Source organism: Paracoccus sp. L-17 (genome assembly GCF_056857655.1).
Map to the genome: position 1 here is coordinate 215,350 of NZ_JBSXNM010000039.1, position 22,656 is coordinate 238,005.

Below are 22,656 nucleotides of genomic sequence, written 5' to 3' on the forward strand. Positions count from 1 at the left end.
CGCTTGACCTTTGACGGCCCCTTCTGTTGAACCGGCGCGACTGACGCGATGACGGTGGACTTGGGACATGGACGACAACAACCGCAATCTGATCCTGGCGACGGTGCTGTCGTTTCTGGTGATCCTGATCTGGTACACGGTCTTCGCGCCCGAGCCCCCGGCACCGACAGAGCCCGCACAGCCCGTGGCCCAGCAGGGCACCGGCGCCCAGCCGGCGGCGCCCGAGGCGACGGGCGATGCGACAGCCACTGCCGATCTGTCGGCCCAAGCCGTGCCGGCTGCGGACAGGGCTGGCCGCGTCCAAATCGATTCACCCGCGCTCGCGGGTTCGATCTCGCTGGCCGGGGGCCGTATCGACGATCTGTCGCTGCTGAAATACCAGGAAACGCTGGATCCGTCCTCGCCCAATGTCCGTTTGCTGGCGCCGTCCTCGGCAACCGCCGATCCCCGCATCGACACGACCGGATCGAAACCTTATTACGCCGTCTATGGCTGGACGCCCGGCCCCGGCGTCGATCCCGCGTCGGTGCCCGGCCCATCGACAATCTGGACGCTCGAATCCGGCGACACGCTGGCACCCGGCAAGCCGGTGACACTGACATGGGACAACGGCGCGGGCCAGATCTTTCGCCGGACCTTCGAACTGGACGACAACTATCTCTTTACCGTCAGTCAGAGCGTCGAGAACAACGGAGAGGCCAGCTTCAGCGCCGCGCCCTACGGCATCATCGCCCGCCACGGCCGACCCGACACGCAGAATTACTTCGTCCTGCACGAAGGTGCGGTGGGGATGCGTGATGGCGAACTGGTCGAACTGAAATACAAGAATATCGCCGATCTGGCCCCGGTTGCCCGCGAGGGTCGTGCGGATGTGATCGACGTCAAGGACAATGGCTGGATCGGCTTTACCGACAAATACTGGATGACGACGCTGGCGCCCGCGCCCGGTCAATCCTTCACCGCGGTCGTAAAATACGCCGAAGGCGCCGACATCTATCAGACCGAGGCGCGCTATCCGATGCAGAATGTCCAGCCGGGCGCCAGCTATACCGCGCAGGGTTATCTCTTTGCGGGCGCCAAGGTCTGGGGGGTGATCAGCGCCTACGAAGATTCGCCCGGTATCCAGCGTTTTGTCGATTCCATCGACTGGGGCTGGTTCTATTTCCTGACCAAGCCGATCTTCCGCATCCTGCACTGGCTGAACGCGCAGATCGGCAACATGGGCTGGTCGATCATTGCGCTGACCTTCATCCTGAAGCTGCTGGTCTTCCCGCTGGCGCGCAAATCCTACATCTCGATGGCGAAGATGAAGGAATTGCAGCCACAGATGGAGGCGATCAAGGAACGCACCGGCGATGACCGGATGAAATACCAGAAAGAAGTGATGGAGCTTTACAAGTCCCAGAAGGTGAACCCCGCCGCGGGCTGCCTTCCGGTTCTGCTGCAGATTCCGATCTTCTTCTCGCTCTACAAGGTCATCTTCGTCACCATCGAATTGCGGCACGCGCCCTGGATCGGCTGGATTCGCGACCTGTCCGCGCCCGACCCCTCGAGCCTGCTGAACCTGTTCGGCATCTTGCCCTTCGCGCCGCCCGCACAGGGCACTCTGCTGCATTCGCTGTCGCTGCCGGCGCTGGCGATCATTCTGGGAATTAGCATGTGGATGCAGCAGCGGCTGAACCCGACCCCGGCCGACCCGTCGCAGAAGATGATCTTTGCGCTGATGCCCTGGGTCTTCATGTTCATGCTGGGCGGCTTTGCCTCGGGGCTGGTGCTGTACTGGATCACCAACAACACCATCACCATCATCCAGCAATACACGATCATGTCGATGCACGGGCACCGTCCCGATCTGTTCGGCAACATCAAGGCCTCGATCCCGAAACGTCCGAAACGCGACAGCAAATCCGGAAGCAAGGGCAAGTGAGCGCACGGCTGGCCCATATCCGCCGGCATCCGATCAAGTCGGTCGGCGGTGAAGGGCTGGACAAGGTGACCCTGCAAGCCGCGCGCCGGCTGCCCGGCGATCGCGAATGGGCTGTCGTCACCGAGGCCGGCGAACGCCATGCGCGGGCCAGCGAAAGCGGCGGTGCGCCGGATCGCTGGCTGCCGAAATCCTGCTTTGTCCGCGGCGTCTCATCGGCTGCGGTTCAGGCCATCGCGGGTGGCTGGCGGAATGGTCGCATCGCGCTGTCGCAACCGGCGCAGTCCGATCTGAGCTTCGATCCCGAAACGGAAGCGGACCGCCTGATCGAATGGCTGCGTCCGCTCTGGCCCGCCGACGCGCCGGCGCCGACCCGCCTGGTCAGGGGTGTCGCGATCTGGACCGACCAGAAGTGGCCCTGGCTGTCGATCCTGTCGCTTTCCAGCCTGTCGGCGCTGGAGGAAAGGATCGGCCATCCGCTGGGTCTTCACCGCTGGCGCGGCAATCTGTGGGTCGAGGGCTGGGCCCCCTTTGCCGAGCGCGAACTGATCGGCCGGATCATCCGCATCGGCGCGACCGAATTGCGGGTGACCGACACCATTGCCCGCTGCGACGCCACCAGCGCCGATACCCGGACCGGCGCGAGGGATCTGGATATGGTTGCGACGCTGGAACGCCTCTACGGGCACCACGATTTCGGGATCTTCGCCGAAGTCGTCACCGGCGGCGAGATCGCCATCGGCGACGGGGTTTCGGCATGAAGGTCGCCTTCCCCGTCGCGCCTCAGCCCGAAGCCGAGGCGGCCGAGGCGGCCCGGCTGCTGTTCGCGGGCCCCGTCGATTTTCTGAAAGGCGTCGTCGCCATGGACGGCCTGCCGCCCCCGGACCGGCCCGAGGTCTGCTTTGCCGGCCGTAGCAATGCCGGAAAATCAAGCCTCATCAATGCGCTGACCGGCCGCAAGGGACTGGCGCGGGCCTCGAACACGCCGGGACGCACGCAAGAGATCAATTATTTCACCCTGGGCGATCGGGCCTATCTGGTCGATCTTCCGGGCTATGGCTTTGCCAAGGCGCCTGTTGCTGTCGTGTCCAGATGGCAGGGCCTGCTGAAATCCTACCTGGCCGGGCGCCCCACCTTGCGCCGGGCCTTCTGTCTGATCGACGCGCGCCACGGCGTGAAGCCCGTCGATCACGAGATCATGACGTTGCTGGACAGATCAGCGGTGCCGTTTCAGGTCGTGTTGACCAAGGCTGACAAGCCCGGCCCGAATGCGATCAAGCCGGTGCTGGCGCAGGTCGAGGACGCGCTGCAAAAGCATCCGGCAGCCTTTCCGCAACTGGTGGTCACCTCTTCCGAAAAGGGCCAGGGAATCGCCACCCTGCGATCGATCATCGCCGCTCTGGACTGATCCTTGCCGGCGTCCTAGGCTCCGCGTCGTCGCATCGGGGGCCTTTGAGGGATGAAAAAGCAGAACATGAACCGGGACTGGATCGCCACAGCGCGCACGCTTTCCGAGGCTCTGCCTTACCTGCAACGCTATTCCGGCGCCGTGGTGGTGGTGAAATTTGGCGGAAACGCGATGGGCGACGACGAAGCGATGGCCGAATTCGCCCGCGACATCGTCCTGATGAAGCAGGTCGGCATGAACCCGATCGTCTGTCACGGCGGCGGACCGATGATCAACGACCTACTGGCCCGCCTGGGTATCGAAAGCCGCTTCGTGCGCGGCAAGCGCGTCACCACCAAGGAAACCGTCGAAGTGGTCGAAATGGTGCTGTCGGGCCTGGTCAACAAGCGCATTGTGCAGGCAATCAATGATGCGGGCGGCCGCGCGGTGGGGATCAGCGGCAAGGATGACGACATGATGGTCTGCGAGGCGGACGACCCCGAACTGGGCTTTGTCGGCCGTCCGGTCGAGATGAACATCCAGATCATCCGCGATCTGTACAATGCCGGCATGATCCCGGTCTGCGCGCCGGTCGCCACGGGCATGGAGGATAACGAGACATTCAACGTCAATGGCGACACCGCGGCGGGTGCCATTGCCGGTGCGCTCAGGGCCGACCGCCTGCTGCTGCTGACCGATGTCGCGGGCGTCAAGGACCAGTCCGGCGAGGTCTTGACGCAACTTCACCCCGATCAGGTCCGCGAGATGATCGGCGATGGCCGGATCAGCGGCGGCATGATCCCCAAGACCGAAACCGCGCTGCAGGCGATCGACGAGGGCGTTCGTGCGGTGGTGATCCTAGACGGAAGGGTGCCCCATGCCTGCCTGCTGGAATTGTTCACCGAACATGGCGCGGGCAGCCTGATCCGCTCAACCGAGCCGCGAATCAAGGCACATGGATTGCGGCAGGGCGAGGATGGTCTGTGAGCCGAACCTGACGGCGCCGGCGGGGCTGATGATCGCGGGCTTTTGCCCCGACGACGCCGCGACGATCGTTCTGATCGCGCCCGAGGGCGCCGCGTTCTGGCGCCGCTTTACCCGATCCGCGGAATATGCCGATGGCAGGCCGCATCCGATGGATCGCTGGTCCAGGCGGATCATCGGGGCCTGGGCCGGGCGACTGGATGCGCAGGCGATCTTTCCCTCTGACGGGCCGCCCTATCCGCAATTCTTCGCCTGGGCGCTGGCCAGCGGTCGCTGCTGGTCATCGCCGGTCGGGATGCTGGTCCATGACGAAGCCGGCCTTCTCATCAGCTTTCGCGGCGCGCTGCGGGTGCCGGGGGGGCTTCTGCCCCTGCCCGCTGCCGCCACCAGCCCCTGCGAGGCCTGCCCGCAGCCCTGCCGCGACGCCTGCCCGGCCGGGGCATTCGACGACGGCTACATCACGGCCCGCTGCCACGATTTTCTCGACCAGCCCCAAGGGCGCGACTGCATGACCGGGGGCTGTCGTGTCAGACGTGCTTGCCCGATCAGCTTGGGCTGTGGCAGGCTGCGCCAGCAATCGGAATGGCATATGAGGCAGTTCCACCCATGACCCCACTTGGACATCGACGACTGATCCTCACCCGCCATGCAAAATCGGCATGGGACGATCCGGCTCTCAGCGATCACGACCGCCCGCTGAACGATCGTGGCCGCCGTTCGGCGCGCGAACTGGGCGACTGGATGGCAAGCCGCGGCCATGAGCCGGAAGAGGTCCTGTGTTCGTCGTCGCAACGCACGAAGGAAACCTGGGCCATGGTCGAGGGCGCCCCGCTGGAGGTGCGGCCGCTGCTGCGGATAGAACCCGGCCTTTATCATGCCAGCCCGGACAAGATGTTGACGATCCTGCGCACGGCCAGCCATCCCACGGTGATGATGCTGGGCCATAATCCCGGCATCGCGGAACTGGCCGCGCTGCTGCCCGCGCGGCCGCCGATGGACCCGGATTTCCGCCGCTATCCGACCTGCGCCACTCTGGTCGTCGATTTCCAGATCGACACATGGTCGCAGGCCGAACCCGGTCAGGGCAGCGTCATGGATTTCGTCCGCTTCGACGGCCGGGCCTGACCGCGGGCAGAGCCTTTCTGACCGTTCGATCATCTTGCCGGCCGGGCAGGTTGCCTCTGGCCGCCCGCGACCCAGACTGCCTATCGGGCCGCGATCAATGCCCCAGGATCTGGCTCAGGAACAGCTTGGTCCGCTCGGAGCGCGGATTGTTGAAGAAATCGTAGGGATTGTTCTGCTCGACGATCTGGCCCTGATCCATGAAGATCACCCGGTTCGCGACCGCCTGTGCAAAGCCCATCTCATGGGTCACGCACAGCATGGTCATCCCTTCCTCGGCCAGTTCGATCATCGTGTCCAGAACCTCCTTGATCATCTCGGGATCAAGTGCCGAGGTCGGCTCGTCGAACAGCATGATCTTGGGCTGCATGCAGAGCGAGCGCGCGATCGCCACCCGTTGCTGCTGGCCGCCCGACAACTGGCCGGGATATTTATACGCCTGTTCGGGAATCTTGACCTTTTCCAGAAAGGCCATGGCGGTGGATTCCGCCTGTTTGCGCGGCACCTTGCGCACCCAGATCGGAGCCAGGGTGCAGTTCTCCAGCACGGTCAGGTGCGGGAACAGGTTGAAATGCTGGAACACCATGCCGACTTCCGAGCGCACCTTGTCGATATTCTTGATGTCGCTGGTCAACTCGACGCCATCCACGGTGATATGGCCCGCCTGATGTTCTTCCAGGCGATTGATGCAGCGGATCAGCGTCGATTTGCCTGATCCGGAGGGACCGGCGATGACGATCCGTTCGCCCTTGTGCACCGTCAGGTCGATGTCGCGCAGCACGTGGAAGGTTCCGAACCACTTGTTCATGTTGCGGATGTCGATGGCGATCTCGTCGCTGACCTTCATGTGGCTGCGGTTGATGTCGCGGTCAATGGCTTCGCTCATGGCGGGATCCTATCGGTGGTCGCGGGCAAGCCGGCGTTCAAGGAACATCGAATAGCGCGACATGCTGAAGCAGATGATGAAGAAGATGGCACCGACGAAGATGAACGGCTCCCAGTAGATGCCCTTCCAGGCGAAATTGGCACGGACGAAGTCGGAAATGCCCTTCAGCGGATCGAACAGGCCCACGAAGGTCACCAGCGTCGTGTCCTTGAACATGCCGATGAACGTCGAGACGATCCCGGGGATAGAGATCTTCAGCGCCTGCGGCAGGATGATCAGCCGTTGCGCCTTCCAGTAATCCAGACCCAGGGCATCGGCCGCCTCGTATTGCCCCTTCGGCAAGGCGGCCAGACCGCCCCTGATCACCTCGGCCATATAGGCCGCGGCAAACAGCGTTACCATTATGATGACCCGCAGGATGATGTCGAAATTCGTGCCCGGCGGCAGGAAATAGTTCAGCAGCAAGGAGGCCACGAACAGAAGCGAGATCAGCGGCACGCCCCGAATGAATTCGATGAACATCACCGAAAGGGATTTCACCAGGAACATGTCCGACCGCCGCGCAAGCGCCAGCATGATTCCCATGGGCAGCGACAGCGCGATTCCGGCGATCCCGATGGTGATGGCCAGAAGGAAACCGCCGAACTGGTCCGAGGCGACCGGCGTGATCGCCAGCGGAAGCAGGTTCTGCAGATCCTCGGCGGCCCGTCCGGCGAAGCCGATCCACCAGACCAGCGCGACGATGATCGCCGCCGCTGCCGCAAGCAGCGGCAAAAGCCGGGCGACCACGACCCATGCCAGCGCCCCGAGGCCGAAACTGGCCAGCACCATCAGCGGCCCCCAAAGGCTGCCGCCCCACAGAAGCCAGACGCCCAGAAACGGATAGAGCGCCGAGAAGATCAGCAGCCGGGTCGGCTGCCGTTCGGCCACGGCGATGGCGCCGATCATCGCGGTGGCGGCCAGGATCAGCGCCGGTGTGGGGATGCCAAGCGCCAGCGCCAGGATCAGTGTCGCCGTCGCGCTGACGATCAGCACGATGCGGCGGATGATGCGCGATTCCGAAAACAGGATCGGTGCCAGAGCCACCATCAGCAGGCCGAAGGCCAGAAGCGGACGCCAGTAAAGCTCGGGCGGATAGAAGCCGAACATGTATTGATGCCAGCGTTCCCGGATTACCGCGAAACAGGCGCCCGACGCGCCCTCGCCCCAGGTTCGGGCGATGATCTCGCGGCATTGCGCCAGGCTGTCGGCGCGCCAGACGGAATGGGCGAACCAGGGCCAGAAATGGCTGACGATGAACCAGATGATCGCGATACCCAGCAGCGTCAGAATCGTGTTGACCGGGCCCGAGAACAGATTCTGTCGCAGCCATCTGACTGCGCCGGCCTCGCGGATGGGCGGCGGCGCGGGCGGCAGCATGGTCTCGCGAACGAAGGGAACGGTTTCGGCGTGCATCTCGCTCATGTCAACGCTCCTTCAGCTTCACGCGGGAATTGAAGACGTTCATCCCGGCCGAGATGATCAGGCTGAGCAGCAAGTAGATCAGCATCATCAGCAAGATGGATTCCAGCTCTCGCCCGGTCTGGTTCAGCGTCGTCCCGCCCAGCGTGCCGCGCAGATCCATGTAGCCCACGGCGATGGCCAGCGAGCTGTTCTTCATCAGGTTCAGATATTGCGAGATCAGCGGCGGGATGATCACCCGCAGCGCCTGCGGCAGGATCACCAGGTTCATGGTCCGGTTCGGCCGCAGGCCAAGCGCGAAGGCCGCCTCGCTTTGACCCTTGTTCACGGCCAGGATGCCCGCGCGCACGATCTCGGCGATGAAGGCGCCGGTATAGAGGGTCAGCGCCAGCCACAATGCGACCAGCGCGTTCTGGACGTTCAGCCCGCCGGTAAAGTTGAAACCCTTCAACTCCGGTGGCAGCAGATGCAGGCCGAAGAACCAGATCAGCAGCAGCGAGGGCACGACCATCACGCCGAGATTGATCCACCAGGTGGTCGGACGGCGGCCGGTCCGGTCCTGCGTGACCTGCGCCCATGCCAGGATCGCGCGGCGCAGGAACCAGCCCGCGATCAGGGCGGCGGCGAAGGCGATCGTGGCCCAGCTGATGGTCACGCGCGCGCCCAGATCCAGACTGCCCGGATCGTTGGTCATGCCCAGTCCGGGAATGGCGGTATAGCGGTTGGTCAGGGCGACATTGTCGAACAGGATCTTCGACCAGGCCGGATTCTCGCCGCGATAGGCATTGGGCGCCGGCATGATCTCGGTGAAAAGCGCGTAGATGATCAGGATCCACAGCAGCAGGGGAATGTTGCGGAACATCTCGACATAGATGGTCATCAGCCGGGCGAACAGCCAGTTGTTCGACAAGCGCGCCACACCCACCCCGACGCCCAGGATGGTCGCCGCGACGCAGCCGAGGACCGAGACGATGATCGTGTTCAGCAGCCCGACAATGGCCGCACGCAGATGAGTGTCGTCCGACGTATAGGGGATCGGGGTCTGCGGGATGTCGTAGCCCGCGCGCTGGAACAGGAAGCCGAAATCGAAATCCTTGCCCAGGGCGCGCAGGTTCTGGATCGTGTTGTTGATCAGCCACCATCCTAGCGCCATCACCAGAATGAAGACGATCACCTGGAAGGTCATCGACCGATAGCGCCGGTCATAGATCAGCATGTTCAGTCGGAACGGCGGATTCGCCGGTGCCGAAACATCCGTCATGGCTTTACCCCTGCATCCGGTCCTGCAGCTTTCGTGCCGCTTCTGGCCGACCGGCTTGTCGTTGTTCTTGAAGCCATCGGGGGCGCCATGGCGCCCCCGACAAGATTGTCTCGTCCGATCAGCGGAACGGCGGGGCGTACATCAGCCCGCCCTGGGTCCATTGCGCATTCAGACCTCGCGCCAGCCCGATCGGAGTCTGTTCACCGATATTGGCCGCAAAGATCTCGCCATAATTGCCGCTGGCCTGGATGGCGCGCTTGGCCCATTCCTTGTCCAGTCCGATCATCGCGCCAAGATCGTCGGTCACGCCCAGCAGACGCTGCACCTCCGGGTTCTGCGAGGATTTCACCAGCTCGTCGATATTCTTCGAGGTGACGCCGTATTCCTCGGCCGCGACCAGCGCGTAGAAGGACCAGCGCACGATATCGGCCCACAGATCGTCGCCCTGGCGCACGGCGGGGCCCAGCGGCTCTTTCGAGATGATCTCGGGCAGGATGACGTGGTTTTCGGGATTGGCAAAGGCCGCGCGGGTGGCGGCAAGACCCGATGCGTCGGTCGTATAGGCATCGCAGGCGCCGGCCATGTATTGCTGCTCGCCCTCGGCGTTGCTGTCGATGTTGACCGGCTGATAGCTCATGTTGTTGGCCTTGAAGTAATCGGCCAGGTTCAGTTCGGTCGTGGTGCCGGTCTGGATGCAGATGGTAGCACCGTCCAGTTCCTTGGCACTGGTCACGCCCAGATCCTTGGGCACCATGAAGCCCTGACCGTCGTAATAGTTCACGGCCACGAAATCCAGCTTCAGGTCGGTGTCGCGCGAGAAGGTCCAGGTCGAGTTGCGGGCCAGCAGATCGACCTCGCCCGATGACAGCGCGGTAAAGCGGGTCTGCCCGGTCGTCGGCACATACTTGACCTTCGAGGGATCGCCAAGCACCGAGGCCGCGACGGCCTTGCACACCGCGATGTCGAAGCCGGCCCAGTTGCCGTTCGCATCCGGCGCCGCGAAGCCCACGAGACCGGTATTGACGCCGCAGATCAGTTCGCCGCGCGCCTTCACATCGGCCAGCGTGTCGGCCATGCCGACCCCGGCACTCAGCGTGACCGCGGCAACCGAGCCGAGAAATAGGGATTTCTTCATCTTGTCCTCTCTGTTGATGCCTTCCGTGCCATTCTCGGCCGGTCGGCTGTTGGAGCCGCCGAGGCAGCCCGCATTCCCACCGGGCCGGTCGGATGAACGGCCCATGATGGGCGGTATTGTGCCGATCAACGCTAACAGGTCAAGCGGATCGCAAGGTGACGCAGCGGCTTTCAACCGGCGCGAGACAGCCACCACAGCCGCTCGGCGTCGATCAATGCGCATCGTCGCGACCGCGCGGCTTGCGCGGCCTCGTCATCCTTGCCCCAGCGGCTGATCTGAAAATCCTCGTCGATGCGCGACAGGCGATGCGCCGTCTCGCCGTCGATCCTGCCCCGGATCACCGCCAGCCCCAGGATCAGCGATCCCGGCAGCGTCACGAGATCGTGCAATGCCGTCAGCCCGAACAGGTCCAGCCCGATCACGACCTGATGCAGGCGCGCCAGAACCTCGGGATCCTGCGGCACCGGGATCACGCCATGGGTGATCCGAAGCGGCGCGCGCAACGCGGTTGCCGCCCAGTCGATCAGCGGATCCCAGCCCTCGGCCTGCAATCCGATCAGTTCCTCGGGCTGGTCGGCGCGATAGGACAAGAGGTCAGTGCCCCCGTAATCGGCCAGCATCCCCGCCACCGCAGCAAATTGCGGCAGAACCTTCTCGATGGCGGAATTGGCCGCGCGGGTCAGCGGCATCGTCGCGGGGTCGATCAAATCCTTCTGCGCGTCCCATTCGGCAGCAATGGCGCCGGCCAGCGCGCTGGTCGGCAGGATCAGGGGTTGCTTGCCGGGCGTCCGGAGCAGGCGATCGTCCAGCGCGACCTGCCATCCCGCGGCGTCGGGCCGGATCGCCGCGGCCTGCCAGAAGCGGCGTGCCTTCCATTCGCTCATGCCGCGGCCCAAGCCTCGATCGCCCGGGTCAGCGCGGCGAAATCGGCGGCGACCAGCGCGGCCCCCGATGCCACCAGTCCCTCTGGTCCGTGATACCCCCAGGAGACCCCGTAGCCCATCATCCCGGCCGCACGCGCCATTTCGATATCGAAACTGGTATCGCCGACCATGATCGCGGCCTCGGCGCCGACACCGGCCTCGGCCAGCGCGGCCTGCACCATCTGGGGCGCGGGTTTCGAGGGATGATGATCGGCTGTCTGCAAGCTGACGAAACGGCCGTGCAAGCCATGTGCCTCGATCATCGCGTCAAGTCCCCGCCGGGATTTTCCGGTCGCCACCGCAAGCAGCAGATCACTGCGGCCGGAGAGATGGTCCAGGCATTCGCGCGCGCCCTCGTAGAGTGGCGCGGCCTGTGCGATCCGCGCCTTCAGGAAGGCTTCGCGATAACCTTGCACGATGCGCGCCCGGACATGAGGATCGCCATCCGGGACAAGCCGCGCCACCGCCTCGGGCAACGACAGGCCGACGATCTGCAACACCTCTTCGCGCGGCAGAGGGGGGCGACCGACGCCCTCGAAGGCCAGGCTCATCGCGCCGTGGATATGATGCTGACTGTCGATCAACGTGCCATCGACATCGAAGACGACCAGTTTCATTCCGCCTCCGCGAAGGGATCCTCGGGGACATCGCTCTCGTGCCAGCCAAGGCTTTTCCAGGTGCGTTTCATGTGATCGGGCAACGGCGCGGTCAGGATGAGGCGCTTTCCGGTGACCGGATGGTCGAAAGACAGGGACCGGGCATGAAGATGCAGCTTGCGGCTGATCTCTCCGCCCAGTTGCGCCCCCCAGCCGTCGCCCAGATTTTCCTGGCCCGAGCCGCCATATTTGCCGTCGCCGACGATCGGGTGGCCCAGTTCGGCCATATGCGCGCGCAGTTGATGGGTGCGCCCGGTGATCGGCACCAGCGCGCACCAGCTTGCCCGGCTCGCCAGCGCGTCCAAAACGGCATAATCGGTCGTCGCCCGCTTCGCGCCTTCGGTGCTGTCGATGTCGCGCGGATGGACGGCGATCATCTTTTCGCCCTCGCCGCCGCGCCCGTGACCCGGAGCCTTGACCAGCCCGTAGCGGATCGTGCCCATGCGCGGCTGCGGCACGCCGGCGACCACGGCCCAGTAGATCTTGCGTGTGGCGCGTGACCGGAACGCCTCGGACAGCGCGCGGGCGACGCGGTCGGTGCGAGCCAGCAACAGGATGCCCGACGTGTCCTTGTCCAGCCGGTGCACCAGCTTGGGTCGGTCCTTGTAGCCGAATGTCAGCGCCTCGGCCAGACCGTCCACATGCCGGTCGCCCTGCCCGCTGCCACCCTGGCTGGGCAGTCCCGGCGGCTTGTTCAGGGCGATGATGTGATCGTCCCTCCACAGCACGGCGGCCTGGATCATGCGCTGATCTGATTCGGGAATGCGCGGCGCATCGGCCCGTGGCGCCGGCCTGGCATCGGGAAGGGGCGGCACACGCACCTCCTGCCCGGCCTCGATCCGGCTGGCGGCCTTGACCCGGCCGCCATCGAGGCGCAACTGGCCGGTGCGGCACATCTTTTCCACCGCACCCTGGGTCAGTTGCGGAAATTTCTTCTTCAGCCAGCGGTCAAGGCGCTGGTCGCCCTCGTCCCGGCCGACGCGCAGGGTCTGCACGCCGCTCATGCGAAAAAGCCCCGTCCGACGACAAGGCCCGCAATCACCGCCGCCAGCGACAGCACGACCGAGACAAGGACATAGACGATCATGCCCGCCGCCTGCCCGCGTTCCCACAGCGTCAGCGCGTCCAGCGAGAAGGCCGAAAAGGTGGTGAACCCGCCCAGAAAGCCGGTCAGAAGAAGCGGCGCATAATGGTTGCCGAACCGCTGCGCCAGCGCGATGGTCAGAATGCCCATGGCGAAGCTGCCAACGACGTTGACGACGCCCGTCGCCACCGGGAAACCCGGCCCGTGCCAGGCAATCGCACGATAGACCGAATAGCGGGCGGTCGCGCCCGCAGCGCCGCCAAGGGCCACCTGAAGGAAGGGATTCATCATCGCGCCCTCCTGTGCCGGAAGCCGCCCAAAGTCAACCGCCGCGCTTCAGCCGCTGGGCGACGAACCAGTCCAGCCGCTTCTTCAGATCGCGCTCGAATCCGCGTTCGACCGGAACATAGAGAACCGGCCGTTTCATGCCCTCGGGGAAATAGTTCTGGCCGCTGAACCCGTCCTCGGCATCGTGGTCATAGGCATAGCCGGCGCCATAGCCCTGTTCCTTCATCATCGCTGTCGGCGCGTTCAGGATATGGGCGGGCGGCATCAGACTGCCGGTTCGCCTGGCCTCGGCCCTCGCGGCCTTGTAGGCGCCGTATCCGGCATTGGATTTCGGCGCCAGCGCCAGATAGATCACCGCCTGCGCCAGCGCCAGTTCGCCCTCGGGACTGCCCAGCCGTTCGAAAAGAGCCCATGCGTCGAGGCAGTGACGCTGTGCAGCCGGATCGGCCAGCCCGATATCCTCGATCGCCATGCGGGTGATGCGGCGGGCCAGATAGCGCGGATCCTCGCCGCCCTCCAGCATCCGCGCCAGCCAGTAGAGCGCGGCATCCGGATCGCTGCCGCGAACGGATTTGTGCAGGGCCGAAATCAGGTTGAAATGTTCATCGCCCGACTTGTCGTATTTCGCCGCGCGCTTCATCAGCCGTTTGGCCATGGCCTGGGCATCGACGGGCGCGGCGGTCTTCCACGCGGCCACCTGTTCGACCAGGTTCAGCGCCGCACGGCCATCGCCATCGGCCATGTCCAGCAGGGCCTCGCGCGCCTGCGCGGTCAGCGGCAGCTTGCGGCCCAGTTCCGCCTCGGCCCGCTGCGTCAGCCGTTCCAGATCGGCCTGGCCCAGCCGTTCCAGAACGATCACCTGCGCGCGAGACATGAGCGCGGCGTTGAGTTCGAAAGACGGGTTTTCGGTCGTGGCGCCGACCAGAAGGATCGTGCCGTCCTCCATGTGCGGCAGAAAGCTGTCCTGCTGCGCCTTGTTGAAGCGGTGGATTTCATCCACGAACAGCAATGTGCCGCGCCCCTGCTGCCGACGCAGCTTGGCCGCCTCGAAGACCTTGCGCAGTTCCGGAACGCCCGAAAAGATGGCGCTGATCTGGACGAAGGCCAGATCGGTTTCGTCGGCAAGAAGCCGCGCGATGGTGGTCTTGCCCACGCCAGGCGGCCCCCAGAGGATCAGCGAGGACAGGCTGCCCGCTTCCAGCATCGAACCCAATGGCCCTTCCGGCGCCAGAACCTTGTCCTGGCCGATCACATCCTCCATGCGCACCGGGCGGATGCGATCGGCCAAAGGTCTTGCCGCCGGCGATTGCGGCGGCTCGGCGGTTGCGGGCGTGTCGAAAAGGTCGGCCATTTCGGCGCCCATCCTAGGCCCGCGGACCCGCGCCGAACAGCCCCCTTCGACTGCCTCGGATCAGTGCATCTTGGGCGTCAGGTCGATCGACACGCACTGGAAGTCTCCATCGTCGATCCACATCCTGCGGCCGATCGCCTCGGCATCCAGCCCGCAGCGGCCATACCAGCGCGGCCAAGTCGCCCCGGTCAGCGCGATCAGCCGCGACGCGCCCAGTTCCCGGGCCGATCCGGTCATGGCCTCGACCATCTTGAAGTGAACCTTGCGACGATAGGTTTGCGGGATCGAATGACTGACGAAAACGCGCGAGCATTCCCAGGTCTGTTCGTCGATGGGCGCCTCGGCGAACAGCAGATCCTGCGGGATCGATCCGCCCAGAATGCCCTTTTGCGCATCGCGGATCATGTAGCTGTAGATACCGCAGCGCGCGATCGTCGGCGTCAATCGGATGCCCGCCAGAACCTCGCCGCGGTCGTGGATCGCGATCCAGCGGCTTTGAGGCGTATCATACTGGTCGAATTCCATATCCTCGGATTCGGGCAGATCCCAGTTCTTCTGGATGATGAAACTCTGCTTGCGGGCGCGGAACAGATTGGCGAACAATTCGCCATGGTTGTGCAGGTTCGAGAAGGAAAGTGTAGTCGTCTGCATTTTACGTACTCCTGGGGTGTGAGGTGTCCCCTCACCGCCTCACGGATCCCCTGGGCAAACGCCTACAACAGACGGTATTCCTTGGCCCTCTGCAGCGCCTCGGCAGTCGTCCGGGCCTTCAATCTTTCGCGGACCGAGATCAGACGTGCCTTGAACGCGCTTTCGGTAATGCCAAGTTTGGCTGCCGCCGCTGCGTGACGATCGCCCTCCGCGATGCAACGAAGGGCTTCTTTCTGAGCCTTGGTCAGGCTCGCCGGCGGCTCCGTGATTTCGTGAAGCCGACGTACGGTGGTCGAGATCTCGGCGATCTCGTCATCGATGAATTCTCTGTCGTCGCGCGCAAAACTGGCGATCGTGCGCGAGGAAATCGGGCCGCAGGACAGGGTCAGCCCGAAGGTCAGTCCGTGATCGGCCGCGTCCTTGAGGATATTGAAGGGATCAGGGATCGGCAGGCTTGACCAGCGACAGGCCCCCGTCGTCGAAAACCCCCAGGCGATTGTCGGGTCACGCAGTGCGTAGCCGTTGGCGGAATAGAATTCCGACCATTCATCGGAATAGGTCTGAAATTGCATGAGAGGAGCGGCAAAACGGATGTGCAGTCCGACAAAATAGCCGGATGGGGCGGTCTTGCCCAGTTTCCGCAAGGCGGCATTTATGTCTGCGCGTGATGACATGGCTTTTTAGACAAATTGTTTTCCGATACGTCAACGTGCACACTAGTCATGGCGCAGAATAGTTGCCATAGCGTTAATCCGTTGGAGCCGGTTGTATGAGCCTTGACGGCCAATCGTCATCTCTGGCCGACAGGCTTCACCAGCAATTGCTGGCGCTTTATCAACGGGGCGATCTGGATCACGCAGAATTCGACGAGGCCTGGGCGGCGATAAAATGTCACATCCTCGCGCCACATTCGGGACTTAACGCTGCGGAAAGCAACAAAAATACCCCGCCGCCGGTGTGGCAACGGGGTCTCTGATTCGGTGATCGTGCGACTTTACTGATCGTCGCTCACAGCTGATTCGGCTTCCAGACGCGCCCGATCAGACGAACCTTTGGCCGACGGGTCGCGGTCGACCAGTTCGATGATCGCCATCGGGGCCATGTCGCCGTAACGGAAGCCGGCCTTCAAGACGCGGACATAACCGCCCTGACGATCCTTGTAGCGGGCACCCAGTTCGTCGAACAGCTTGGCGACGTGGCCGTCCTGCTTCAGTTGGGCCGCGGCCTGACGGCGGGCATGAAGGTCGCCGCGCTTGGCCAGCGTGATCATCTTTTCGACGATCGGACGGAGTTCCTTGGCTTTTGGCAGGGTGGTCTTGATCTGCTCGTGCTCGATCAGCGAGCCAGCCATGTTGGCGAACAGCGCCTTGCGGTGTTCGTGGGTACGGTTGAGGCGGCGATAGCCGCGGGCGTGACGCATGATGTTCTCCTACAGCGTGTTTTGCTTTGTCCGGCAACCCATGCGTGCGGGTCGCTCTCCTTGGGGCGGATGCCCGGTCACAGGCGGGGACGGTGCCCCCGCCCTCTTGCTCAGAACTGGTCGTCGAACCGCTTGGCCAGATCCTCGATGTTCTCCGGCGGCCAATCGACCACGTCCATGCCCAGATGCAGGCCCATGCCCGACAGCACTTCCTTGATCTCGTTCAGGGATTTGCGGCCGAAATTCGGCGTCCGCAGCATCTCGGCCTCGGTCTTCTGGATCAGATCGCCGATATAGACGATGTTGTCGTTCTTCAGGCAGTTGGCCGAGCGCACCGACAATTCCAACTCGTCCACCTTCTTCAGCAGGCGCGGATCGAATTCCAGGCCGTCGTCGTTGTCCTGGCGGTTGGCCGATTCCGGTTCGTCGAAATTGACAAAGACCGACAATTGATCCTGAACGATGCGCGCGGCATAGGCCACGGCGTCTTCCGGGGTCAGCGAGCCGTCGGTCTCGATCTTCATGGTCAGCTTGTCATAGTCCAGCACCTGACCCTCGCGGGTGGGCGTGACTTCGTAGCTGACCCGCTTGACCGGCGAGAAGATGGCGTCGATCGGGATCAGGCCGATGGGCGCGTCTTCGGGTCGGTTCTTGTCTGCAGCGACATACCCCTTGCCGGTGGCTACGGTCAGTTCCACGTTCAGATCCGCGCCGTCATCCAGGTGACAAATCACATGGTCGCGGTTCAGGACGGCAATGCCGGCCGTTTCCTGAATGTCGCCGGCCTTGACCTCGCCCGGACCCTTGGCGGCCAGGGTCAGTCGCTTGGGCCCCTCGACATCCATCTTCAACGTCACGCCCTTGAGATTCAGCACGATGTCGGTCACGTCCTCACGGACGCCCGCCACGCTGCTGAATTCATGCAGCACATTGTCGATCTGAACCGAGGTGATCGCGCCGCCCTGCAGCGAGGACAGCAGAACCCGGCGCAGTGCGTTGCCCAGCGTCAGGCCGAAGCCCCGCTCCAGCGGTTCGGCGACCAGCGTCGCTGTCCGGGTCGCATCGGCGCCCGGCCTGACGACAAGCTGTGTCGGCTTGATAAGTTCGGCCCAATTCTTGTGGATCATGGATGTGCCTCCATTCTTGTTTCCGTCCCATGACCAAGGCCGGAAACGCCCGAGGTGAAATGCGAAATGTCCGGACCGCGCAATCGACACGCGGTCCGGCTTGTTAATGATCCAGGATCAGACGCGGCGACGCTTGGGCGGGCGACAACCGTTATGGGCGATTGGCGTCACGTCGCGGATGGCGGTGATATTGAAGCCTACGGCAGCCAGCGCGCGCAGGGCCGATTCACGTCCCGAACCGGGTCCCTGAACCTCGACCTCCAGCGTCTTCACGCCGTGTTCCTGCGCCTTGCGGCCAGCATCCTCGGCAGCCATCTGGGCAGCGTAGGGCGTTGATTTGCGCGACCCCTTGAAGCCCATCGTGCCGGCCGAAGACCACGCGATCGCGTTGCCCTGGACATCCGAGATCAGGATCTTGGTATTGTTGAAGCTGGAGTTCACATGCGCCACGCCGGTGGCGATGTTCTTGCGCTCCTTGCGCTTCATGCGGGTCTTGTCACGTGCCATTGTCCGTCCCCCTACTTCTTCTTGCCGGCGATCGGCTTCGCCGGGCCCTTGCGGGTGCGGGCATTGGTATGGGTGCGCTGGCCACGGACCGGCAGCCCGCGGCGGTGACGCAGACCGCGATACGACCCCAGGTCCATCATGCGCTTGACGTTCATCTGCACCTCGCGGCGCAGATCGCCCTCGACCGTCAGGTTGCCGTCGATATATTCGCGGATTTGCAGAACTTCGGCATCAGAAAGATCGTTGACGCGGCGCGCACGGTCGATGCCGACGGCTTCGCAGATCTGTTCGGCATACATCGGGCCGATGCCATGGATATAGGTCAGGGCGATGGGGACACGCTTCCCCGTCGGAATGTTGACGCCAGCGATACGAGCCACGCGTTTTCCTTTTCCAGTTGCGATTCCGTAGCGCCGGAACCTTTTTTCACAACACAAGGCCCGAAAGCCAAGCCTTCGGGCCGGTCTATGGTCCACCCGGTTGCCGGGTGATTCTCTTGCGAGATGCCGTGATCTAAAGGCAGTTGCCCGCCCCGTCAAGGGCAGGCCAAGGAAAAGCCTTGACACGGGCGGATCATCCCGCCCGGCTCGATCTCAGACGTCGAAAGCGGCTGCGATCTGGCGCGAAACCTCATCGATATCGGCCAGGCCGTCGACGGGGGTCAGCTTGCCCTTCGCGTAATAATAGCCGATCAGCGGCGAGGTCTTCTTGTAATATTCCAGAAGCCGGGTCTTCAGGCTTTCCTCGTTGTCGTCGGCCCGGCGCTTGAGATCGGTCGATCCGCAGACATCGCAGATTCCAGGCTCTTTCGTCGGCTTGGTGTCGTCGTGATAGACCTCGCCACAATTGCCGCAGGTAAACCGGCCGGTGATCCGGCGCACCAGCGCCTCGTCATCAACGCGCATCTCGATCACGCTGTCCAGCGTCATGCCGGTTTCTTCCAGCAGATCGCCCAAAGCATCTGCCTGCGCCAATGTCCGGGGAAAACCGTCGAAGATGAAGCCGGTTCCGGCCTCGGACAGCTTCTCGCGGATCAGGCCGATCACGATTTCGTCGGTGACCAGTTCGCCACGATCCATGACCTCGGCCACGCGCTGCCCCATCCCGGTGCCCGAGGTCCGGGCCTCGCGCAGCATGTCGCCGGTGGACAGTTGTATCATGCCCCGCCCCTCGACCAGCCGCCGCGCCTGCGTGCCCTTGCCGGCGCCGGGCGGCCCCAGAAGAATGATGTTCGTCGTCATGAAAGCCCGTCCCCCTCGGCTGGCTGTTTGTCAGTCAGTCTCAGCGACGCGACGGCGTGCGCCGCGGCTTCGCCGTCCCCGGCTTGCGTTTACCACGCAGTTGGGATTTCTCAATCAGGCCTTCATATTGGTGGGCCAGCAGATGGCTCTGGATCTGGTTGATCGTGTCCATCGTGACAGAAACCACGATCAGCACCGAGGTGCCGCCGAAATAGAACGGCACGGACCATTGCGCACGGATGATCTCGGGCAGCAGGCCCACGCCAGCCAGATAGGCCGAGCCGAGCACCAGCACGCGATTGACCACGTAATCCAGATATTCCTCGGTCCGCTTGCCGGGGCGGATGCCGGGAATGAAGCCGCCCTGATTTTTAAGGTTGTCCGCCACGTCGTCGGATTTGAAGCTGACGTTCTGGGTATAGAAGTAGGTAAAGAAGACGATCATCGCCGCGAAGAAGATCAGGTAAAGCGGCTGACCCGGTCCGAAATAGGCCAGGATCGTGGACATGACCGGCCCGGTCTGGTTGCCCGAGAAGGTCGAGATCGTGACCGGCAGCAGCAGCAGCGAACTGGCGAAGATGGCCGGGATGACGCCGGCGGGGTTGACCTTGATCGGCAGGTGCGAGGATTGCCCGTCATAGACCTTCATCCCCACCTGACGGCGCGGATACTGGATGCGGATCTTGCGCAAGGCGCGTTCCATGAAGACGACGAACGCAACCACGGCGACGACCATCACGATGACGCCCAGGATGACCGGGGTCGAGATCGCCCCGGTACGGCCCTGTTCGAAGAAACGTGCCAAGGCGGCGGGAATCTCGGCGACGATGCCCACGAAGATGATCAGCGAAATTCCGTTGCCGATACCGCGTGCGGTGATCTGTTCGCCCAGCCACATCAGGAACATCGTGCCGCCGACCAGCGTGATCACGACCGAAGCCTGAAAGAAGATTCCCGGCTCGTGCGCCAGACCGCCGGCCTCAAGGCTTTTCGCAAGTCCGAAGGCCTGGAACAGCGCCAGAAGCACGGTGCCATAGCGGGTATACTGATTGATCTTCTTGCGCCCCTGCTCGCCCTCTTTCTTCAACTGTTCCAGCGAGGGCACCATCGATGCAAGAAGCTGCACGATGATCGAGGCCGAGATGTAGGGCATGATCCCAAGCGCAAAGACGCCCATCCGCCCAAGCGCGCCGCCGGTGAACATCGACAGGATGCCGCCGATACCCGATTGCGCCTGTTCCATGAAATTGCGCAGGGCCGAGCCGTCAATGCCCGGAACCGGAATATAGGTGCCCAGACGATAGATGATCAGCAGGCCGATCGTGAACCAGATGCGCTGGCGAAGTTCGGTGGCCTTGCCCAGTGCCCCCCAGGAGAGGTTCGCGGCCATCTGTTCTGCGGCTGACGCCATGTGTTTTCCGTCCCGTCTCATGACAGCGCCGCCGACCCGTTTCCGGGGACCGGCGGCGCCAGGAAATGCTGATTGCTATCTATGGGCCGCGCGGGCCCCGTTCAACAGCTTATTCCGCAGCCGCCGGGGCCGCCGGCAAGGTCACCTTGCCGCCCGCCTTCTCGACCGCCTCGACGGCCGCTTTCGACGCGCCGGTGACGGTGATGTTCAGCGCCGCCTTCAGTTCGCCCTTGGCCAGCAGGCGGACGCCGTCCAGCTTTCGGCGCACGATGCCGGAGGCGACCAGCGACTCCTCGGTCACCTCGGCCTTCGTGTCCAGCTTGCCCGCATCGACAAAGCCCTGAAGCTGGCCCAGATTGATGACCGCGAAGCTCTTGGCATTCGGCTTGGTAAAGCCACGCTTGGGCAACCGGCGATACAGCGGCATCTGGCCGCCCTCGTATCCGTTCAGGGCCACGCCCGAGCGCGATTTCTGGCCCTTGATACCGCGGCCGGCGGTCTTGCCCTTGCCAGAGCCGGGCCCGCGCGCAACGCGCTTCTTCTTGCGGTTCGCGCCGTCATTGTCGCGAATTTCGTGCAGTTTCATGTCGCTTCTCCTTCGCCGGACTCATCCCCGAAGCGAAACAGGATGGCCACGGCATGTCTTGGCTGGTGAATCAATGTGCTCTTGTGCACCGCGGGCTGATACAGAAGCTACAGGCCGCGGTCAAGTCGCTGGCGCAACCGCTTGTGTTTTGATCGCGCGACATCCCCCGCCATTCGGATCAATTTCCATTCATCCGGTCTCGGCCATGCATGCGCATCTCGGACCCCCAACCGCGATCGCGCTTTTCGTCCAGCCCGCCGATGCCGCCGAATGCCCGCCCGAACCGCTGACGATGGCCACGCCCGAGCCGTCAGAGGGCGCACGCAAGCCCCGCACCGCGCCACGATACCAAAGCCATCAGACTTCAACTGACGCGTGAATTTCCGCCGATGCACTACTTCTTCTGGATGTATTCTTTGACATGCAAGTCCCTGCGACAAAAAACAAAACTATCAAAAAGACAATTGACGGGACAGACAATTCGCGCCAAACAACACGCATTCACGAGTAACTTCGACAGAATGAATCGAGGATTTTATGAAGTTTTCCGGATTGATTGCGGCGGTGTTCGCCGCCTCGACGACCTTTGCCGCCACGATCCAGGCCGCCACCCTGATCGACAATTCGAACACGGCCTACTACAATAACAGCATCGGGCGTGCGCTGGATGGCACCAATCCCTACGCGGGCAGCTTCATGTTTCCCAGGCCGGGCAAACGGCCCGCCAGCGATTTCACGGTCACGTCTGAGCCGGATTTGTCCTCTGCGCAGGCAACGCTTGGCAATTGGCTGACCGACCCGTTGAATCCCGGTGGCACCTGGACGAGAAACCCGGTCAGCATCCGCAAGCATTGGCGCAAGAATACCGAAACCGCGATCATCTATACGCTGGACGCGGGCCTCGGCGGCATTGCCAATGCCATGGCCTCGATCTCGGTCAATAATGGCGCCTATGTCTGGCTGAACGGAAAATTCCTGGGTGGCCTGACCTCTCCCGGCAAGAACAGGAACATGAAGACGCTGGCCTTGGAACTGGGCCCCATCGACGCCGGCATGAACTATCTTCAGGTTCTCCGCGAGGATCATGCGGGCACACGGCGCTATTCGATCAATGTCAGCGGCGATTATATCGACCAGCAGGCCCTGTCGCCGGTGCCGCTGCCGGCTTCCGGCCTGCTGTTGTTCGGCGCGGCCGGCGGCCTCGCGATGTTCCGCCGCCGCAAGGCCGCCTGAGCCCGCTTGCCAGGGTTG

26 protein-coding genes are annotated in these 22,656 nt (G+C 63.5%); 8 read left to right on the plus strand and 18 right to left on the minus strand.

Annotation, left to right across the window (positions count from 1 at the left end):
• The first annotated feature begins 67 nt into the window (after positions 1 to 67).
• The 6 genes from yidC (at position 68) to AC13CR_RS11165 (ending at position 5,420) form a co-directional block, all read left to right on the plus strand.
• Positions 68 to 1,927: a membrane protein insertase YidC gene (yidC, locus tag AC13CR_RS11140; protein WP_292958564.1), complete on the plus strand. Its 1,860-nt coding sequence runs from the start codon at positions 68 to 70 to the stop codon at positions 1,925 to 1,927.
• Positions 1,924 to 2,685, plus strand: a complete 762-nt coding sequence (locus tag AC13CR_RS11145; RefSeq protein WP_292958562.1) for an MOSC domain-containing protein — start codon at positions 1,924 to 1,926, stop codon at positions 2,683 to 2,685. The genes yidC and AC13CR_RS11145 overlap by 4 nt, the downstream gene beginning before the upstream one ends.
• On the plus strand, positions 2,682 to 3,332 hold the full coding sequence (gene yihA, locus AC13CR_RS11150) for a ribosome biogenesis GTP-binding protein YihA/YsxC (protein ID WP_292958560.1): 651 nt from the start codon (positions 2,682 to 2,684) through the stop codon (positions 3,330 to 3,332). Before AC13CR_RS11145 ends, yihA begins: the two co-directional genes overlap by 4 nt.
• Before the next feature lie 66 nt (positions 3,333 to 3,398).
• Positions 3,399 to 4,298 (plus strand): acetylglutamate kinase, encoded by a 900-nt coding sequence (argB, locus tag AC13CR_RS11155; RefSeq protein ID WP_292958664.1) that lies wholly within the window; start codon positions 3,399 to 3,401, stop codon positions 4,296 to 4,298.
• Complete coding sequence (locus AC13CR_RS11160) at positions 4,288 to 4,905, plus strand: ferredoxin (protein WP_292977928.1); 618 nt, start codon at positions 4,288 to 4,290, stop codon at positions 4,903 to 4,905. Before argB ends, AC13CR_RS11160 begins: the two co-directional genes overlap by 11 nt.
• On the plus strand, positions 4,902 to 5,420 hold the full coding sequence (locus AC13CR_RS11165; RefSeq protein WP_292958556.1) for a SixA phosphatase family protein: 519 nt from the start codon (positions 4,902 to 4,904) through the stop codon (positions 5,418 to 5,420). The genes AC13CR_RS11160 and AC13CR_RS11165 overlap by 4 nt, the downstream gene beginning before the upstream one ends.
• A gap of 94 nt (positions 5,421 to 5,514) precedes the next feature.
• Here AC13CR_RS11165 and AC13CR_RS11170 read toward each other — a convergent pair whose 3' ends face one another.
• The 11 genes from AC13CR_RS11170 to AC13CR_RS11220 all read right to left on the minus strand — a co-directional run bounded on the left by AC13CR_RS11170 (position 5,515) and on the right by AC13CR_RS11220 (position 15,787).
• Positions 5,515 to 6,303: an amino acid ABC transporter ATP-binding protein gene (locus AC13CR_RS11170; protein ID WP_293013886.1), complete on the minus strand. Its 789-nt coding sequence runs from the start codon at positions 6,301 to 6,303 to the stop codon at positions 5,515 to 5,517.
• A gap of 9 nt (positions 6,304 to 6,312) precedes the next feature.
• The gene (locus AC13CR_RS11175) at positions 6,313 to 7,767 is read right to left on the minus strand and encodes an amino acid ABC transporter permease (protein WP_292958552.1); all 1,455 of its coding nucleotides are present in this window, start codon (positions 7,765 to 7,767) and stop codon (positions 6,313 to 6,315) included.
• Position 7,768: 1 nt separating this feature from the next.
• Positions 7,769 to 9,025: an amino acid ABC transporter permease gene (locus tag AC13CR_RS11180; RefSeq protein ID WP_292958550.1), complete on the minus strand. Its 1,257-nt coding sequence runs from the start codon at positions 9,023 to 9,025 to the stop codon at positions 7,769 to 7,771.
• 118 nt (positions 9,026 to 9,143) lie between these two features.
• The gene (locus tag AC13CR_RS11185) at positions 9,144 to 10,160 is read right to left on the minus strand and encodes an amino acid ABC transporter substrate-binding protein (protein ID WP_292958548.1); all 1,017 of its coding nucleotides are present in this window, start codon (positions 10,158 to 10,160) and stop codon (positions 9,144 to 9,146) included.
• Between the two features lie 170 nt (positions 10,161 to 10,330).
• On the minus strand, positions 10,331 to 11,044 hold the full coding sequence (locus AC13CR_RS11190; protein WP_292958546.1) for an ATP12 family chaperone protein: 714 nt from the start codon (positions 11,042 to 11,044) through the stop codon (positions 10,331 to 10,333).
• A complete protein-coding gene (locus AC13CR_RS11195; protein WP_446236576.1) occupies positions 11,041 to 11,700 on the minus strand; it encodes an HAD-IA family hydrolase in 660 nt (219 codons plus the stop codon). Before AC13CR_RS11195 ends, AC13CR_RS11190 begins: the two co-directional genes overlap by 4 nt.
• Entirely contained in the window at positions 11,697 to 12,743 is a 1,047-nt protein-coding gene (locus AC13CR_RS11200) for an RluA family pseudouridine synthase (RefSeq protein WP_292958542.1), read from the minus strand. The genes AC13CR_RS11195 and AC13CR_RS11200 overlap by 4 nt, the downstream gene beginning before the upstream one ends.
• On the minus strand, positions 12,740 to 13,114 hold the full coding sequence (gene crcB / locus AC13CR_RS11205; RefSeq protein ID WP_292958540.1) for a fluoride efflux transporter CrcB: 375 nt from the start codon (positions 13,112 to 13,114) through the stop codon (positions 12,740 to 12,742). The genes AC13CR_RS11200 and crcB overlap by 4 nt, the downstream gene beginning before the upstream one ends.
• A 31-nt stretch (positions 13,115 to 13,145) precedes the next feature.
• Complete coding sequence (locus AC13CR_RS11210) at positions 13,146 to 14,462, minus strand: replication-associated recombination protein A (protein WP_292958538.1); 1,317 nt, start codon at positions 14,460 to 14,462, stop codon at positions 13,146 to 13,148.
• 60 nt (positions 14,463 to 14,522) lie between these two features.
• Positions 14,523 to 15,113 carry an acyl-homoserine-lactone synthase gene (locus tag AC13CR_RS11215; RefSeq protein WP_292958536.1) on the minus strand — a complete coding sequence of 197 codons (591 nt, stop codon included), beginning with the start codon at positions 15,111 to 15,113 and terminating at the stop codon, positions 14,523 to 14,525.
• A 62-nt stretch (positions 15,114 to 15,175) separates the two neighbouring features.
• Positions 15,176 to 15,787, minus strand: a complete 612-nt coding sequence (locus AC13CR_RS11220) for a helix-turn-helix transcriptional regulator (protein ID WP_292958534.1) — start codon at positions 15,785 to 15,787, stop codon at positions 15,176 to 15,178.
• Positions 15,788 to 15,882: 95 nt separating this feature from the next.
• Between AC13CR_RS11220 and AC13CR_RS11225 the strand changes: the two genes are divergently transcribed.
• Positions 15,883 to 16,089, plus strand: a complete 207-nt coding sequence (locus AC13CR_RS11225; RefSeq protein WP_446232704.1) for a hypothetical protein — start codon at positions 15,883 to 15,885, stop codon at positions 16,087 to 16,089.
• 18 nt (positions 16,090 to 16,107) lie between these two features.
• Here the strand turns inward: AC13CR_RS11225 and rplQ are convergent, their stop codons facing one another.
• The 7 genes from rplQ to rplO form a co-directional block, all read right to left on the minus strand.
• Positions 16,108 to 16,533, minus strand: coding sequence for a 50S ribosomal protein L17 (gene rplQ, locus AC13CR_RS11230; protein WP_292958532.1), 426 nt, complete (start codon positions 16,531 to 16,533; stop codon positions 16,108 to 16,110).
• A gap of 110 nt (positions 16,534 to 16,643) precedes the next feature.
• Complete coding sequence (locus AC13CR_RS11235; protein ID WP_446232231.1) at positions 16,644 to 17,660, minus strand: DNA-directed RNA polymerase subunit alpha; 1,017 nt, start codon at positions 17,658 to 17,660, stop codon at positions 16,644 to 16,646.
• Between the two features lie 117 nt (positions 17,661 to 17,777).
• Positions 17,778 to 18,167, minus strand: coding sequence for a 30S ribosomal protein S11 (rpsK, locus tag AC13CR_RS11240; RefSeq protein WP_090616034.1), 390 nt, complete (start codon positions 18,165 to 18,167; stop codon positions 17,778 to 17,780).
• A gap of 11 nt (positions 18,168 to 18,178) precedes the next feature.
• Positions 18,179 to 18,547: a 30S ribosomal protein S13 gene (gene rpsM, locus AC13CR_RS11245; RefSeq protein WP_292958526.1), complete on the minus strand. Its 369-nt coding sequence runs from the start codon at positions 18,545 to 18,547 to the stop codon at positions 18,179 to 18,181.
• Between the two features lie 213 nt (positions 18,548 to 18,760).
• Positions 18,761 to 19,408 carry an adenylate kinase gene (locus AC13CR_RS11250; protein WP_292958524.1) on the minus strand — a complete coding sequence of 216 codons (648 nt, stop codon included), beginning with the start codon at positions 19,406 to 19,408 and terminating at the stop codon, positions 18,761 to 18,763.
• Between the two features lie 40 nt (positions 19,409 to 19,448).
• Positions 19,449 to 20,819 (minus strand): preprotein translocase subunit SecY, encoded by a 1,371-nt coding sequence (gene secY / locus AC13CR_RS11255; protein ID WP_292958522.1) that lies wholly within the window; start codon positions 20,817 to 20,819, stop codon positions 19,449 to 19,451.
• Between the two features lie 109 nt (positions 20,820 to 20,928).
• Positions 20,929 to 21,405 carry a 50S ribosomal protein L15 gene (rplO, locus tag AC13CR_RS11260; protein ID WP_292958520.1) on the minus strand — a complete coding sequence of 159 codons (477 nt, stop codon included), beginning with the start codon at positions 21,403 to 21,405 and terminating at the stop codon, positions 20,929 to 20,931.
• A 537-nt stretch (positions 21,406 to 21,942) separates the two neighbouring features.
• Between rplO and AC13CR_RS11265 the strand changes: the two genes are divergently transcribed.
• Positions 21,943 to 22,638: a VPLPA-CTERM sorting domain-containing protein gene (locus AC13CR_RS11265; protein ID WP_293013882.1), complete on the plus strand. Its 696-nt coding sequence runs from the start codon at positions 21,943 to 21,945 to the stop codon at positions 22,636 to 22,638.
• The last annotated feature ends 18 nt before the right edge of the window (positions 22,639 to 22,656 follow it).

Excerpts from the sequence above, each read along its gene's own strand:
- AC13CR_RS11175 (WP_292958552.1), bottom strand. The coding sequence starts at position 7,767 with ATGAGCGAGATGCACGCCGAAACCGTTCCCTTCGTTCGCGAGACCATG.
- AC13CR_RS11210 (WP_292958538.1), bottom strand. The coding sequence starts at position 14,462 with ATGGCCGACCTTTTCGACACGCCCGCAACCGCCGAGCCGCCGCAATCG.
- yidC (WP_292958564.1), top strand. The coding sequence starts at position 68 with ATGGACGACAACAACCGCAATCTGATCCTGGCGACGGTGCTGTCGTTT.
- yihA (WP_292958560.1), top strand. The coding sequence starts at position 2,682 with ATGAAGGTCGCCTTCCCCGTCGCGCCTCAGCCCGAAGCCGAGGCGGCC.
- argB (WP_292958664.1), top strand. The coding sequence starts at position 3,399 with ATGAACCGGGACTGGATCGCCACAGCGCGCACGCTTTCCGAGGCTCTG.
- crcB (WP_292958540.1), bottom strand. The coding sequence starts at position 13,114 with ATGATGAATCCCTTCCTTCAGGTGGCCCTTGGCGGCGCTGCGGGCGCG.
- AC13CR_RS11200 (WP_292958542.1), bottom strand. The coding sequence starts at position 12,743 with ATGAGCGGCGTGCAGACCCTGCGCGTCGGCCGGGACGAGGGCGACCAG.
- AC13CR_RS11225 (WP_446232704.1), top strand. The coding sequence starts at position 15,883 with ATGAGCCTTGACGGCCAATCGTCATCTCTGGCCGACAGGCTTCACCAG.
- AC13CR_RS11265 (WP_293013882.1), top strand. The coding sequence starts at position 21,943 with ATGAAGTTTTCCGGATTGATTGCGGCGGTGTTCGCCGCCTCGACGACC.
- AC13CR_RS11180 (WP_292958550.1), bottom strand. The coding sequence starts at position 9,025 with ATGACGGATGTTTCGGCACCGGCGAATCCGCCGTTCCGACTGAACATG.
- AC13CR_RS11165 (WP_292958556.1), top strand. The coding sequence starts at position 4,902 with ATGACCCCACTTGGACATCGACGACTGATCCTCACCCGCCATGCAAAA.
- AC13CR_RS11160 (WP_292977928.1), top strand. The coding sequence starts at position 4,288 with ATGGTCTGTGAGCCGAACCTGACGGCGCCGGCGGGGCTGATGATCGCG.
- AC13CR_RS11170 (WP_293013886.1), bottom strand. The coding sequence starts at position 6,303 with ATGAGCGAAGCCATTGACCGCGACATCAACCGCAGCCACATGAAGGTC.
- AC13CR_RS11235 (WP_446232231.1), bottom strand. The coding sequence starts at position 17,660 with ATGATCCACAAGAATTGGGCCGAACTTATCAAGCCGACACAGCTTGTC.
- rpsK (WP_090616034.1), bottom strand. The coding sequence starts at position 18,167 with ATGGCACGTGACAAGACCCGCATGAAGCGCAAGGAGCGCAAGAACATC.
- rplO (WP_292958520.1), bottom strand. The coding sequence starts at position 21,405 with ATGAAACTGCACGAAATTCGCGACAATGACGGCGCGAACCGCAAGAAG.
- secY (WP_292958522.1), bottom strand. The coding sequence starts at position 20,819 with ATGGCGTCAGCCGCAGAACAGATGGCCGCGAACCTCTCCTGGGGGGCA.
- AC13CR_RS11215 (WP_292958536.1), bottom strand. The coding sequence starts at position 15,113 with ATGCAGACGACTACACTTTCCTTCTCGAACCTGCACAACCATGGCGAA.
- AC13CR_RS11185 (WP_292958548.1), bottom strand. The coding sequence starts at position 10,160 with ATGAAGAAATCCCTATTTCTCGGCTCGGTTGCCGCGGTCACGCTGAGT.
- AC13CR_RS11190 (WP_292958546.1), bottom strand. The coding sequence starts at position 11,044 with ATGAGCGAATGGAAGGCACGCCGCTTCTGGCAGGCCGCGGCGATCCGG.
- AC13CR_RS11220 (WP_292958534.1), bottom strand. The coding sequence starts at position 15,787 with ATGTCATCACGCGCAGACATAAATGCCGCCTTGCGGAAACTGGGCAAG.
- AC13CR_RS11195 (WP_446236576.1), bottom strand. The coding sequence starts at position 11,700 with ATGAAACTGGTCGTCTTCGATGTCGATGGCACGTTGATCGACAGTCAG.
- rplQ (WP_292958532.1), bottom strand. The coding sequence starts at position 16,533 with ATGCGTCACGCCCGCGGCTATCGCCGCCTCAACCGTACCCACGAACAC.
- AC13CR_RS11250 (WP_292958524.1), bottom strand. The coding sequence starts at position 19,408 with ATGACGACGAACATCATTCTTCTGGGGCCGCCCGGCGCCGGCAAGGGC.